This is a genomic window from Reichenbachiella sp. MSK19-1 (genome assembly GCF_003590315.1).
Classification (GTDB): Bacteria; Bacteroidota; Bacteroidia; order Cytophagales; family Cyclobacteriaceae; genus Reichenbachiella; species Reichenbachiella agariperforans.
The window spans coordinates 1705605-1720612 of the sequence record NZ_MIER01000002.1; the positions used below are offsets into that span (position 1 = coordinate 1705605).

Sequence of the window (15008 nt, forward strand, 5' to 3'; positions counted from 1 at the left end):
CAATATTTTAAAAGTTCACATTTAATCCTGCAGTCATTACTCTTACTTGAGGATAGGCTTGCGCTCTGGTTTCTCCCACGGTTTGTTCTGGATCAAACCCTTTATAGTTGGTGATGGTAAAGGCATTTTGAATATTGCCAAATACCCTTAATGAACGGACACCTATTTTAGATAGCACCTTATCAGGAAGGGAATAGCCGATCTCCAGATTTTTCAACCTGAAATAAGAAGCATCTTCCATATAGAAAGTAGAAGCTATCGCGGTTCTGTTGTCTAGCGTCACTCTAGGGTACTCAGTAGACGTATTATCTGGCGTCCATCTGTCCATCCACCAATCTCCCATGTTAGAAAACGCTCCGCTAAAGGGTTCAGCAATTTCTGAAGAGGTATAGCCATCAATTCCATGTAACCCTTGAAAAAAGATTCCCATATCAAACCCTTTCCAATTAAAATTCAACTGTAAGGAGTAAGAAAGATCTGGATACTGATCTCCAATAACTTTTCGATCATCTTCCACCGTCACTACATTATCTCCGTTTTGATCTTTAAACTTCAAATCACCAGGTTGTGCACTATAATTCGATACTGATACCACTCCATCTTTCAACACATACGCTCTGTCTTCATGAGGTATGGATGCATCATTGTTGTTTTGCCAGTTAAAATCATCGATCTGATACAGGCCGATATTTTCATAGCCATAAAAGGAATGTACAGCAGATCCCTCGACCAATGCTGTCGCACCATTTATAATTGGACTTCTACCGTATAGATCTGTGATCTCATTTTTGATACTAGCCAACGCTAATGTCGTACTAAACTTGAAATCGCTGTTCACTACTTTCCGATAAGTCCCAGTAAACTCAACCCCCTTGTTGACAACCTCTCCGACATTTTGATATGGAGGAGCTAGATTACCCATAGTTACAGGTATAGGCACCTGCATCAGGATATCACTAGTTGTCTTATTGAAATAATCAACAGTCAAATCAATATTTTGATTGATCGTAATGTCTGTCCCTACATTGATTTGCTGGGTAGTTTCCCAGGTAGTTTGCTTATTAGACAAACTGTTGATCGCTACGCCAGAATTAAGCGCACCACCAAAACTGTAATTGACTCCCGAAGAAAGAATATCACTCGCTGCATAGTATGTATTAATACCTTGATTACCCAACTTGCCCCATGACGCACGAACTTTAAACAGATCTAACCAAGAAAGACCAGAAAGGAACTGTTCTTCGGATATAATCCATCCTGCTGAGAAAGAAGGAAAAGTACCCCATCGATAATCTTCAGCAAACCTCGATGATCCATCTCTACGAATGTTTGCCTCCAAAAGGTATTTGTTATCAAAAACATAATTGATTCGACCAAAATAAGACTGTAACCCAAGATCCCATGCTCCAGCATCATTCTGCATAGTGGAAGGGTCACCTAGATTCATATAGCGTTGAGAATTATTGATAAATCCGCTTCTATAGGCGCTATTCCACTGGTAACTGAACTCTTCCTCTTGATATCCCACTAGTAAATTCACTTCATGTTTACCAAAATTCTTGTTATACTTTAATAATGAGGTAAAAATAGTTTGGGTGTCCCCATAATCATTCTCGCTCAGGTCGGATGTTAATGTCCTCGTGCTCCCATCCAAGTTAGCAAGCAAAACATTGGCATGGAATGCATTTGTATTTTCACTGACGACATTGAAACCACCTGTAACCTGTGCAGAAAACCCATCAAAAAATTCATACTCAGCCTCAACCTGCCCTTTAAAAGTGTATCGCTTTACTTTTCGCGTACTACCATCCTCTATTTCTCCATAGATATTCCTCTCTCCTATAACAGCAACCCATTGATCTTGCTCATTTTTCAAAGGCCATATTGGTGAATTAGTCGCATATCTTTTTGCCTCCCACTCATCGGTAGGTTCGTTACGTTCCCCTTTATTTCCAGAAAGACGAGTCGTTAGACGAAGCTTATTATCTTTGAGCAAATAAGCGTCGACATTGGTTCGAAAATCAACCTTCTTGTAATCGGTCGCTTTCAGAATTCCATCTTGATCTAAGTATCCAGCCATAAAGGCATATTTCAATCTATCACTTCCTCCTGTCAAACTAACTCTATGGTTCTGAATCTTAGCCTTATCATAGTACGTGTCAAAATAATTGACACTGGGATACATGGGATCAGTACCCGCTGCATAAAGTGCTATTTCCTCCTGAGTATACTGTGGAGCTAAACCTGTGTTGAGAGATGCCTCATTATGCAAAGTAGTGTACTGCTCTGAATTGAGAACGCTTGGTAATGATGTCGCCTCTTGAATCCCAAAATAGTTGTTATAAGAAACGGATATACCATTTCTAGATCCCGTTTTGGTAGTAATTACAATCACACCATTAGCAGCTCTATTGCCATAAATGGCTGCCGAAGAGGCATCCTTGAGCACTGACATAGATTCTATATCCTGAGGGTTCACATCATTGATATTGGATGGAAAGCCATCTACCAAGACCAAAGGATCATTGTTATTAAGTGTACCGATACCTCGAATATTGATTACTGCATTGTCTCCTCCTGGTTTTCCAGAATTTTGGAGCACATATACACCTGCCACTTTCCCTTGCAAGGCAGCACTAGAACTGGTCACAGGACGTGAATCCAAATCTGCTAGGTCTGGAGCGCTCACAGCACCTGTAAGGTTTTCCTTTTTCTGAGTACCGTACCCGATTACCACGACATCCTCTAGACTAGTCATATCCAATTCTAGATTTACATCTAAAACAGATCGACCACCTACAGTAACTTCCTGAGTTTTATAACCCAAGAAGGAAACTACTAATACGGCATCTTCTGATACCGTCACAGAAAACTTGCCATCCAAATTAGTCACTGTACCGTTGGTTGTGCCACGTTCTACCACAGTTGCACCAGGCAGAGGCTGTCCCATTTCATCAAGTACGACACCCGAGACCGTCAAATCGGCTACCCCGGCACGGGAACTGGACCATGCGGTCGTTCCCACCGAGCATATCATCAGTACACCCATGAGTGTTCTAATGATTACACTCCACTTTCTCTTTAGTAAATTGTCTTTCATACGTTGTGTTTTTAAAATTCAAATCATGCAATCGACAAGCTGCGTATCATGCTAAACCCAGCATTTGTCTTAGCCAAAAGAAGAAAAATAGCCTCAACTCATAGGGGGGTACATCATCCCATGATAGGGGATTGATTGGTATTTGTTCTCAAAACCACCCATACGATGTGCTAGACCGAGTTTTGTACGAATAAAAACGCACGACGCTGATTGATGCAAAACATAGGTAGAAGAATCGTTCGTCCTACTGCTTGTTCTGTCCCCTACCTAGAGGTTGTTGATATTGACCGTCTGTGGTTTGATGGCATGATCGTTTTTATACTCAGAGGGAGTTTGATCAAATTGCTCTTTGAAGCACTTTCTAAAATACTTCAAGTCCGAAAAATTAAGTGCAATAGCTACTTCGGTCACAGTCATATCTTCTGCTACCAACATATGAGCTGCACGCTTAATCTTAATTTTCCTAATGAATATCTGAATAGAATCATCGGTCAAAGATTTGATTTTGCGATAGAGTGAAGTCTGGCTCATGCCCAATTCCTTGCATAGATCTGGCACATTGAATTCCGCACTATCCAACATGGCGATGATAGTGGCCTCCACTTGTAGTATAAACTCCTTCTCTTTGGACACTTGCTCATTTTGCTCTACCAAATCTCCTGAGGTATACTTGAGTGCCAGCAACTTTCGCCTACTGAGAATGTTGGCCACTCTCACCTTCAACAGGTCTGAGTTGAAGGGTTTGGTCATATAATCATCTGCACCTACTCCATATCCGTCCATTTTGGACTCATTGGAGTTTTTGGCTGTCAGTAGTATAATCGGCACATGACTGGTGGCAATGTTTGATTTTAGCTTTTTGCATAACTCCAGACCATCCATCTCTGGCATCATCATGTCTGAGATAATGATATCAGGCATACTGTTGATCGATTTGTCAAAAGCATCCTGTCCATTATCCGCCTGAATCACCTTAAAATCAGCAGAAAAAATAGAACTGATATATGCGGCTATGTCTCTGTTGTCATCCACTACCAACATCACCTTGTCGGCATCACTAATTACCTCTGGCTTACCATCTATCACAAACGACTCAGTCAACGATTCGATCTCCAGCGATTCTGTTTGACCCGAAGCAATAAAACGGACATTATCCTTCCCCAATAGGTGCTCTTTGCCCAAGGGAATCCCCACTCTAAACACCGAGCCTGCCGAGCTACTATCCACAGTGATCTCGCCACCATGCGCCTCTACAAAATTCTTGCTCAAAGCCAAGCCGATACCAGTCCCCCCTGACCCGGCTGAATTGCTCGCTTGATAAAAGGGAGAAAAAATATTACCCAGCTCTTCTGGTTTTATTCCTTCGCCTTGATCTTTTACTTCTATGATGACACTGCTGCCTTCTTGGAATACGCCAAACTGGACTTTCTCACCGGGTGACGAAAATTTGATTGCATTGGAGAGCAAGTTGTTGATCACAATTTGAACCTTTTCGATATCCACCCAGACGTTCAAATTACTCTCTGAATAAAACCCAAATGGTATGTCTTTCTCTTTCGCTAGATAGGTAAAGCTTTCTGCCTCCTCTTGAGCCAGGATGTTCAAATCGTAGCAACCTACGTTCAAATAGCCCTGGTTCATCTCCACTTTTCTAAACTCGAGCATCCGTCCAATAAACTTGAGTAAAATGGATGTATTCTTTTTGATCAATTGTAAATAATAGAAATGCTGTGGGTCTTGCTCTTTCTTGATCAGGTCATTGACCGGACCTTGGATCAAGGTCAAGGGTGTCTTGAGCTCATGAGAAAAATTGGTATAAAAACGTAGCTTCTCCTGCATCAAATGATGATCCTTTTCACGGAGTTCTTGTTCAAATTTCAATTGTTGCCTGAGAGTGATCCTGACGTTGTTGAACTTGACAAACCTCCAGAGCACGATTGCTAGGGATACTATCATCAATAGATATGCCTCCCATGTCCTCCAAAACGGTGCAGAAATCGAAACTTTAAGCGCATTGCTGACTTTGTCATCATATATACTCTTGACCCTAAAGGTGTAGTTGCCATACGGTACATTTCTATACGTGGCTTCATTGACCCCATTATTGACCTGCCAGGCTGCATCATAGCCTTCCAACATGTACTCAAACTTGTTTTGTTTCCCTTTGTTAAATCCAGGAATGGAGTAGCTAATAGAAAAAACATTATCTGTATGATTCAACTTGATCTCCTTTGTCAAAAATATACTCTCCCCCGTGACAAACACCTCGGAATTAATAGGCGTCATTTTCTCATTTAGCACCTTCAGTTCGTTGAATATCACAGGCAGTTGTGGCAACTCCTGCAATACCTGACCGGGGTAGAACAAATTCATCCCATGAATCCCTCCTGCGACCAAATACCCCTCTGACGACAACAAAATAGAGCCGTAATTGAAATGCCCCGGCTGGATACCATCCATCGTATCAAAAACCGTAACTTCCTCTGATCGGACGTTATAGGAGTAGATGCCCGAATTGGTCGTCAACCATAGATTGCCCTTTTGATCCGACACCAGCCCAGAGACCGCTACATTTCTCAAAATAGCTTGGTCTTCAAAAAAATGATACTTGCGAGCCAATACATCATACCTGACCAGTCCGTTTTCTCTGGTAGCAAGCCACAGGTTGTTGTCCAGTGCACAAATATCACTGACGACCAAACGCTCGTCAGTGCCCTCTCCTTTGACCTCTTCTATCCGCCAAACATCCCCTAAGAGTTCGGCCCTCATCAACCCGCTGCTAAAAGATCCCAAATAAAAGATCCTTTCATTCACACGCTCGATACTCCTAACATCCAGCCAAGATGATCCCTCGACGAGTAGAACACGCTCGCTGTGCTCATCAAACCAATACAGACCACCATAATTGGTACCTATGAGGATCTTTCCATTGTCCATCTGATGAATCACCCGAATATCATCCACTAGCAATTCAGACATAGCTCCACCTTTCCGATAGTTCTTAACCTGATTGGACTTGAGATCGATCAGGTACAACCCATCCTCATAGGTACCCGCCCACAACCTAGATTGATCATCCTCCAATAGCGACAATATGGCTTTATTGGCCAATTGCTCTTGAAACCTGACGGAGACTTCTCCAGTCTTCGGATTGAGTGTATTCAGTCCCTTTCCATCTGTACCTACCCAATACTCCCCATCACTGGATGGAGCCAGTCCCCAGATATTTTCATAACTCAGCGTTTGGCTATTGGATTGGCTATGGGTCAAATAGCGTACCTCTTCGCCCTCGGAGTTAAAAACATTGACGCCACCGTTGTGAGTACCTAACCACATCAGACCGCTATCGTCACAAAAAATCTTACTAATCGTACGGTGAGAGATCCCACTATCGTCAGGCTGAGGTTCAAAATGCTCCAAACTACCGACAAGCCTATGTGCCTGGTCCAACTCAAAAGCATACATGCCGTGTTGGCGAGTCCCTAACCAAGTCTTTCCATTATCATCTTGATGAATGCTCAAATAATCATCAACAGGCAATTGCCCCTCAAGGATATTATCCAAATCATAAGCTCCCGTCGAATCTGATTTGATACCTACCAGTCCTCGATTGGTAGCAACCCATGCCATACGCTTAGCATCTATTAGAAAATCTATGATTTCAAACCTTGCGCCGTGATGAAAAAGATCTGGGTGAAAGTACACCACTTCACCAGTATTCAAATCATATTTAACCATACCCTGTGATCGAAAAGCTACCCACAACGTTTGATTGCATATTTTAAGCTGTGAAATCTGTTCTTGAGATAAATCCTGACCTGTCTTAGAATCTATCATTTGTAGATGCGTCAAACTGTCACGACCTACCCAAACGCCCCCACTATACCCTCCGAAATAATACTTTTTATCTTCATCCATCGCCATCGCAGTGATTCCTACAGAAATCTCTTCTGGCTTAAATCTCGTCACCTTATCCTCGTGATAACTATACTTGGCGACTCCCTGATCTGTCAGTGCCCAGATTTGATTTTTATCATCCACATAAACTCTGTAGACAAGGTTGTGAGGAAGGGAAAGCACATTCGTTCTATCCTTTTGGTAGGTTTTGAATTTGAATCCTTGATACCGCAAGAGGCCTCCCTCAGTGGCTACCCATATATACCCTAGCGAATCTTGCGCGATATCATTGATGATATTGTTAGTGAGATCCTGTGACTCGTCTAGCCTATGAAATTTATGTTGGGTAAATAAATTTTGCGACTGCACAGATGCACAGCTACACAGGAGTATAAATAAAATTAATCTAGTCTTCATTAGTTATTAGAAAGTAGCTATTTGAAAAATCAATACCTAAGTCATCCTACAAAACTAACCCATGACAACTCTAAAACTGAGAACTATCATGCAATGAAAGGGGGCTGATCAACCAGAGTTTTGGTCTCCAAGTACTCCATGCAATTCAACCCAAATTCAAAAAGTAAAAAGAAACTTCATCAAGAGCTAGACCGACTTCATTCTAGCGATCCAATGACCGTAAAGTTTGAACATATTTTTTCTTTCCCTCTGCAAATTATCGTAATATTACGCAATCGGTTGTTTGACTACCAGTCGATATATCAACGCTGTGCCTAAAAAGCCAAAATCATGACTATGAAGACGAAAAAAGACAAAGCCTCCTGGTATCCACTGCTAGTGATCACTCTCCTGCTATCATCTCTATGGAGCTGCCAATCCTCCCCTCAGTCTCCACCACGAGAGCGAATCTCCATCAATGACAATTGGCGATTCTACAAATATGAAAACATAGAGAAGACGGATAATCTCATCTACGATGTACGCCCTGAGATCACTGACACCAACGACGACAAACAGGCTGACTCTAAACCAACAGAAGCCGTCGAGGTAGAAGCCACCCAAGAAACGCTCAAAGCGTGGATCATGCCAACAGGCAATCGCTTCATCAAAGACCCCACGAAACACTACGCCAGACCAAAAGGCAATCCCGGAAAAGACTTTCCCTTCGTTCAAAGTGACTTTGACGATCAAGATTGGCGAGCCGTGGAGCTACCTCATGACTGGGCCATCGAAGAGCCCTTCTACGCAGGATGGGACACTCCCGTAGGTGGTGGTATGGGACGACTCCCTAGTCCAGGCGTAGCATGGTACCGCCGAACCCTCGACATCTCTACTGCCGACCAAGGCAAATCCATCTTCTTGGATATAGATGGTGCCATGTCCTACGCTATGGTCTGGATCAACGGCCAACTGGCAGGTGGCTGGCCCTATGGGTACTCCTCATGGAGACTGGACTTGACTCCCTACCTCCACTACGGCGGACCGAACCAACTCGCGATACGCATCGACAACCCCGCACACTCCTCACGGTGGTATCCTGGTGGTGGCATCTACCGCAATGTATGGCTCGTCAAAACAGAGCCTATCCACATCGCACAGTGGGGTACAAGCATCCGAACCAAAGACGTATCTGCATCCCAAGCGACCATTCTCCTAGACGTGACGATTGACCATGATGGGAATGAAAACCAAAACATAGCTATTCAAACAGACATCTTTGTACTCAACGAAGATGGGTCGATTGGAGACAAAACTGTCGCGGCATTCGCCAAAAAAGCAATCAGCATGACTGCTCAAAACAGCAGTACCATCCAATCGACACTGACGCTCGACAACCCTCGACTATGGGGACCTCCTCCTACCCAATCCCCCAACCGATACGTAGCGATCACTACTCTCACCAGCGAGGGACAAACCATCGATGAGTACCGCACGCCATTTGGGATACGGGCCATTTCCTACGATGCAGACAAGGGCTTCTTCGTCAATGGCGAAAAAGTCTACCTCAAAGGTGTGAACCAACACCACGATCTTGGAGCTTTGGGAGCGGCTTTCAATGCCCGTGCGGCAGAGCGACAGCTCGAAATGCTCAAAGAACTAGGCTGCAATGCCATTCGTATGGCGCACAATCCTCCTGCTCCCGAACTACTGGAGATGACCGATCGCATGGGTTTCTTGGTCATCGACGAGATGTACGATTGCTGGGCGCGAAAAAAGACCCCGCATGATTTTCACTTGATCTTCCCAGAATGGCACGAGCAAGACCTCCGCGCACTGGTGCGACGTGACCGCAACCACCCCTCTATCATCCTATGGAGTACGGGCAATGAAGTCGGTGAGCAATACACAGGAGAAGAAGGGGCAAAAATTGCCATGCGCTTACGAGAAATCGTCAATGAGGAAGACCCCACACGCCCTACTTCCGCGTCGATGAACTATGCCAAGCCCGGCATGCCACTGCCAGAAACTATGGAAGTCCTCAACCTCAACTACCAAGGTGAAGGCATCCGAAATGCCCCTGCCTATGCCCACCTCAAAGGCATCAACACTTCGCCGCTTTACCCTCGCTTTCATCAAGCCTTCCCAGACAAAGTCATCATCAGCAGCGAAAACGCCGCTGCACTCAGCAGCCGTGGTACCTACCTCTTCCCTGTCAATGAAGGTATCAGCGCCCCTATCAGCGACGGTCTAGGTGGTGACCCCAAAACTGGCTATGTTAGTTCGTATGAGCTGTACACGGCAGACTTTGGTTCATCGGCGGATAAGGTGTTTGCTACTATCGACCAGCACCCCTATGTGGCAGGTGGATTCGTCTGGAGCGGATGGGACTATCTGGGAGAACCTACACCCTACTACCTCTCAAGTAGCTCGTATTTTGGACTGATTGATCTCGCAGGATTCAAAAAAGACCGGTTCTACCTCTACCAATCTCGATGGAGACCCGAACTACCGATGGCGCATATCCTACCCCACTGGAACTGGTCAAATCGCTTGGGCAAAATCACTCCCGTGCATGTCTTTACTTCGGGAGACGAAGCAGAGCTCTTCCTCAACGGAGAATCTCTCGGACGCAAAAAGAAAGGAGCATACGAATACCGTCTGCGCTGGGATGATGTCGTCTACGAACCGGGCGAACTCAAAGTCATCGCCTACAGGGATGGGAAAGAATGGGCTGAGGAGACGATCAAAACCACAGACTCACCTACTCAACTGACGCTCACAGCAGACAGACAAAGCATCCTAGGCGATGGCAAAGACTTGGCGTTTGTCACGGTAGCGGTCACCGACCAAAACGGGCTCACAGTACCCAATGCCATGAACGACATCACCTTCTCCATAGAGGGCCCTGGAGAGATAGTCGCTACGGACAACGGCGACCCGACGAGCTTGGTAGCTTTCCCATCCCTAGAACGCAAAGCCTTCAACGGAGTAGCACTAGCAATTGTAAAACCCAACAAAGGGCAAGCTGGGACGATTACTATCAAAGCAGTATCTTCTGGTTTGAAAAACGCAGAGGTCACGATTGAAGTCATTCAATAATTATCAATTTCAAAAGCATCATGATGAAAAAGCATTTTATTCTAAGTCTCCTATTACTATTTATACTATTTGGGGTATCCCAAGCGGAGATCCGTCTACCCAAACTCGTGAGCAATGGCATGGTACTCCAGCGCGATACGCCCCTCAAAATCTGGGGATGGGCAGACCCTAGCGAAGACATCACCGTCCGATTCAAGGGTAAGAAATATACCACTACCACCAGTGCTACAGGAGAATGGTCCGTCACGATGCGCGTAACCAAAGCAGGTGGTCCCTACACCATGCAAATCCAAGGAAAAGACGACTCCATCACACTCTCCAACCTCCTCGTAGGAGATGTATGGATGTGTGCAGGACAATCCAACATGGTGCACTACCTCGGCATACATCAGCAACGATACCGACAGGAGATCGCGGAAGCTAACTACCCCGAAATCCGTCAATTCCTCGTCCCTACCAACCCTCAGTTGCAGGGCACAGCGACGGATATTCCACAAGGAGAATGGAAAGAAGCCAATCCCGAAAATGTATTGAAATTCTCTGTGGTGGCCTACTTCTTTGCCAAGAATCTTTACGATCAGTACCAAGTACCTATCGGTCTGATCAACGCCAGTGTGGGCGGTACTCCGATTGAGGCATGGATCAGCGAAGAGGGGTTCAAGCCCTTCCCTTCCATCACCAAGACGCTCACCCAAAACAAAGACACAGCCTACGTCAATCAGAAAAATCGTATCGCACAAAAATACCGAGCAGCAGCCCCTCCACAACCACAGGACGATGGGCTCACCGCCTCTACACCATGGTATGACCTTAGCTACAAGCCCACCCATTGGCACAACATCAACATCCCCGGCTACTGGGAAGACCAAGGCATCCGCAACCTAGACGGTGCGGTATGGTACCGTCGAGAGATCGATATCCCTGCCTCGATGACAGGCGTAGCGACCAAAATATTCATGGGCAGAATCATCGATGCGGATCAGATCTACATCAATGGTACCCAAGTAGGTGGCAAGACCTACAAATACCCTCAACGCATCTACGATATTCCTGTGGGACTACTAAAGACGGGCAAAAACCTCATCACGATCCGAGTCGTGAACTATGGTGGCAAAGGCGGTTTCGTACCTGACAAGCCCTACTACCTCGCTACCGAAAACGACACCCTAGACCTCAAAGGCACATGGCAGTACAAAGTCAGTCAGGTGTTTCGTCCAAAAGCTCCTCAACCCTCTGGGGTATCCGCACAGCACCAGCCCACTGCCCTCTACAATGGCATGGTGGCTCCCTTCACCCAGAGCCCTATCAAGGGAATCGTCTGGTACCAAGGAGAAAGCAATGGCGGCAATCCCCAAGCCTACGAAAAACTCATGGAGACGCTGATCCAAGATTGGAGAACCAAATGGAACGACAGCAACCTGCCCTTCCTCTATGCGCAGCTCCCCGATTACATGGATGTAGACTACCTCCCTACCGAGAGCAACTGGGCTGAACTAAGAGAAGCACAGCGACTGGCTCTCGATGTACCCAATACCGCCATGGCTGTCACGCTAGGCTTAGGCGAATGGAACGACGTACATCCAGACAACAAGAAACCGGTCGGAGACCGTCTCGCTCTAGCCGCCAAAGCACTAGCTTATGATGACAAAAAAGTCGTCTACTCAGGACCGATGTTTCGGTCTGCGTCAGTAGAGGGCAGTCAGGTCACGCTTTCCTTTGATCATGTCGGCAGTGGATTGATCTCTCAGGATGGCGAAGCGCTAAGGTGGTTTGCACTGGCTGGGGTTGATCAAAACTATGTTTGGGTGGATGCTAAAATAGAAAGCAATCAGATCGTCCTGTCTAGCGATGAGATCAATCAGCCCATCTATGTCCGCTATGCGTGGCAGGACAACCCTATGGACGTCAACTTCTACAACCAAGAAGGGCTACCTGCCTCCCCCTTCCAGACCCAACTGACCGATGCGCTATGGTTTGGCAAGAAAGCCACCGTCGTACTGACCTACGACGATGCACTCAACGTCCACCTCGACAATGCCCTACCCGTACTGGATTCGCTGGGGCTCAAAGCTACCTTCTACATCTCTGCTGATGCGCCTGGCTTCAAGTACAGAACCTACGAATGGAAGAAAGCTGCGCAAAACGGACACGAACTAGGCAACCACACCCTCTACCACCCTTGCCTCGGTGGAGACGGACGCGCGTGGGTATCGGATGACAATGACCTCAGAAACTACTCCGTGCCTCAGATGGTGCGGGAGATCGACATGACCAACCTCATGCTCCAGACGTTAGATGGGAAGTCAAAACGCACCTATGCGTACACCTGTGGTGACAAGGAGACAGGTGAAGGTTCATTTGTGAAGGAAATAGAAGGAAAGTTCGTGGCGCTACGTGGTGTCCAGTCCGGGCTCAACCACCTCGGCACCTTAGACATGACTGACCTCCGGTGCAACTCCATCGTCGATACCCCTGCATCAGATATGATTGCCTGGGCGGAGCAAGCCAAGAAAGAAAATGCCATGCTCATCCTCCTCTTTCATGGGGTCGGTGGAGAGCATTCGCTCAATGCTGCACTAGCTGATCATAAGGAGTTCCTAGAGTACCTCCAGGCCAATAAAGACGACCTATGGATCACCACTCTAGAAGATGCTGCAGAGCACATTCTCGAACAACAGAAGAAGTAGTGTGAAGCTTTTGAGAACACCGAGAGACAAGATATTGAGAGACTAGATGGATAGAAAATTCAAAGCCTCGGCACGAGACCGAGGCTTTTAGTTTATACCTTCCTTCTTAACTAAACCAGTATAAACACTTATCCTCCTAGGAGTGATACAGGTTGGCAACAATATTAATTTTTCCGTAACAAATGCCAAACATACAACTGTAGAAATGATTAGAGATTGTAATATTTTCAACTAGAACTCAATCTTGAGACAGATTCTCTAGAAAATCATTCATAAAACCGCCAATATCAATAGTTCATTTTGCACTGAAGGATTTGAACAACATCACCTTTGATGCGATACACCAGCCGATGTTCAAAATTGATACGCCGTGACCAGACGTCCTTGAGTTCATAGCACAAGGGCTGTGGATACCCTAGCCCTTCGTAGGGTGTTTCTTTGATGGACAAACACAGTTCATCGATTAGGCGCTTCATAGACTGATCGGTTTTCTGCCAATGGATATACTCTAACCACGCATGGGACGAAAATTTAAGCAAAGTCATGAGAGCTTTTGGATTGTTTTTTCAAATCCCCCTCCATCGTTCATCTCTCCTATTGATTCAAAAATACGCTGTGCATTTCTGGGATTCTTAAGTAAGAAGAAAGTCTCGTGTATGCTATCATAGTCTGACTTGGATAGTACCACTACATCTTTACCATGCGTACGTGTGACGAGCAGTGGCATACGATGGTTCATTACCCGATCCATAAATGATTTTAGATTTTGCCGAAAGTTGGTGTAGGTCGTATGTTCCATATTAAGTGTTTGGAACAAATATAAGTAGTTGTACAGAATCAAGTACCATACAAGACACTGAATTTAAAGCACTACCAAGTCCACCACTCTGCTTTCACTCCGAAATAATGACCCCACCTCTCTTTCCCAACAAGGTCAAGATAAGGAGAATACTGATTGTCACGAGCGGTATCATTGTATCTCGCAACTGAATACACGAAACGCAAATGTGGGCGTGACCAAACCGATCGTTGTCCGCGCAGGAATCAGACTCAGCTTCGTCATAGTATAACCCATCCATCCTCACCAGGAAACGAGTAGAGTCCGGAAGAATCATTTTCGCTGATCTCTGTATCTGTCGGGTCTCCCATGTGATGATACTCTCCCAGTAGGGTAATCAATTTGTTGTCCCCGAGACGGAAATCTTGCTCCACGGCCAACAACAACCTTTGCCGCAATTCCAAACTAGGCGTTCCCGATTTGATATTCAAAAAGAAATAAGGTGGTACCGTAGAGGTCGTATCTGATGAGGATACAAAATTCATCGACATTCTAGTTCCTTTGTACTCTAGCCCGAACCATTGGCCAGAATGATCATAAAAGGGATTCACTGCAAGAGACTACAACTGCATACTATAGCTCTCTCTGACAGATTTCTATCAGCTTGTCTTTTCTAAGGGGCTTGACCAAGTAATCTTTGATCAAATCAATATTTTCCGCTTTAGTAATATCTCTATAATCAATGGATGAAGACAATATGTATATCGGAACAAGTGCTATACCTAAGGATTGATAACTCTCTATAAAATCCCAAGCATCCATGATGGGCATGTTGATATCTAGAAATATTAGGTCAGGTAATTGATCATCAGATTTCAAATGAGCAATAGCTTCTTCCCCATGCAAAAAGGTCTCTATAACTAACTCATCATCAAAATTGACAAGCATCTTCTTCATGATTCTTTGCAAAATAGGGTCATCATCTATGACGTACACTTTACGTTTCTCTGTCATCCAATTTTTCGTTCTAAATAATGCATTCCAAGAT

The 15008-nt window shown here is 45.2% G+C and carries 9 protein-coding genes; 2 read left to right on the plus strand and 7 right to left on the minus strand.

All coding sequences use genetic code 11. The annotated features are described in order from the left end of the window. Positions 1-7: 7 nt before the first annotated feature. Positions 8-3100: a TonB-dependent receptor gene (locus BGP76_RS06960; protein ID WP_119844093.1), complete on the minus strand. Its 3093-nt coding sequence runs from the start codon at positions 3098-3100 to the stop codon at positions 8-10. 267 nt (positions 3101-3367) lie between these two features. Continuing rightward, a complete protein-coding gene (locus BGP76_RS06965; RefSeq protein ID WP_119844094.1) occupies positions 3368-7414 on the minus strand; it encodes a hybrid sensor histidine kinase/response regulator transcription factor in 4047 nt (1348 codons plus the stop codon). A 336-nt stretch (positions 7415-7750) separates the two neighbouring features. On the opposite strand from BGP76_RS06965, the gene galB reads away from it, so the two are divergent. Beyond that, complete coding sequence (galB, locus tag BGP76_RS06970; RefSeq protein ID WP_119844340.1) at positions 7751-10495, plus strand: beta-galactosidase GalB; 2745 nt, start codon at positions 7751-7753, stop codon at positions 10493-10495. A 20-nt stretch (positions 10496-10515) separates the two neighbouring features. Beyond that, the gene (locus BGP76_RS06975) at positions 10516-13182 is read left to right on the plus strand and encodes a sialate O-acetylesterase (protein WP_370453778.1); all 2667 of its coding nucleotides are present in this window, start codon (positions 10516-10518) and stop codon (positions 13180-13182) included. A 287-nt stretch (positions 13183-13469) separates the two neighbouring features. On the opposite strand, the gene BGP76_RS06980 is transcribed toward BGP76_RS06975, so the two are convergent. The 5 genes from BGP76_RS06980 to BGP76_RS07000 form a co-directional block, all read right to left on the minus strand. After that, a complete protein-coding gene (locus BGP76_RS06980) occupies positions 13470-13727 on the minus strand; it encodes a Txe/YoeB family addiction module toxin (protein WP_119844095.1) in 258 nt (85 codons plus the stop codon). Further along, entirely contained in the window at positions 13724-13981 is a 258-nt protein-coding gene (locus BGP76_RS06985; protein ID WP_119844096.1) for a type II toxin-antitoxin system Phd/YefM family antitoxin, read from the minus strand. Before BGP76_RS06985 ends, BGP76_RS06980 begins: the two co-directional genes overlap by 4 nt. Before the next feature lie 71 nt (positions 13982-14052). Further along, positions 14053-14223 carry a carbohydrate porin gene (locus tag BGP76_RS20600; protein WP_119844097.1) on the minus strand — a complete coding sequence of 57 codons (171 nt, stop codon included), beginning with the start codon at positions 14221-14223 and terminating at the stop codon, positions 14053-14055. A gap of 18 nt (positions 14224-14241) precedes the next feature. Continuing rightward, the gene (locus BGP76_RS06995) at positions 14242-14505 is read right to left on the minus strand and encodes a hypothetical protein (RefSeq protein WP_147407399.1); all 264 of its coding nucleotides are present in this window, start codon (positions 14503-14505) and stop codon (positions 14242-14244) included. An 88-nt stretch (positions 14506-14593) separates the two neighbouring features. Continuing rightward, the gene (locus BGP76_RS07000) at positions 14594-14974 is read right to left on the minus strand and encodes a response regulator (RefSeq protein WP_073123240.1); all 381 of its coding nucleotides are present in this window, start codon (positions 14972-14974) and stop codon (positions 14594-14596) included. Positions 14975-15008 lie beyond the last annotated feature (34 nt).

What these genes read in the sequence shown, in the direction of transcription:
- BGP76_RS06965 (WP_119844094.1), bottom strand. Translation starts at nt 7,414, where the DNA reads ATGAAGACTAGATTAATTTTATTTATACTCCTGTGTAGCTGTGCATCT.
- BGP76_RS06995 (WP_147407399.1), bottom strand. Translation starts at nt 14,505, where the DNA reads ATGAATTTTGTATCCTCATCAGATACGACCTCTACGGTACCACCTTAT.
- BGP76_RS07000 (WP_073123240.1), bottom strand. Translation starts at nt 14,974, where the DNA reads ATGACAGAGAAACGTAAAGTGTACGTCATAGATGATGACCCTATTTTG.
- BGP76_RS06980 (WP_119844095.1), bottom strand. Translation starts at nt 13,727, where the DNA reads ATGACTTTGCTTAAATTTTCGTCCCATGCGTGGTTAGAGTATATCCAT.
- BGP76_RS06985 (WP_119844096.1), bottom strand. Translation starts at nt 13,981, where the DNA reads ATGGAACATACGACCTACACCAACTTTCGGCAAAATCTAAAATCATTT.
- galB (WP_119844340.1), top strand. Translation starts at nt 7,751, where the DNA reads ATGAAGACGAAAAAAGACAAAGCCTCCTGGTATCCACTGCTAGTGATC.
- BGP76_RS06960 (WP_119844093.1), bottom strand. Translation starts at nt 3,100, where the DNA reads ATGAAAGACAATTTACTAAAGAGAAAGTGGAGTGTAATCATTAGAACA.
- BGP76_RS06975 (WP_370453778.1), top strand. Translation starts at nt 10,516, where the DNA reads ATGATGAAAAAGCATTTTATTCTAAGTCTCCTATTACTATTTATACTA.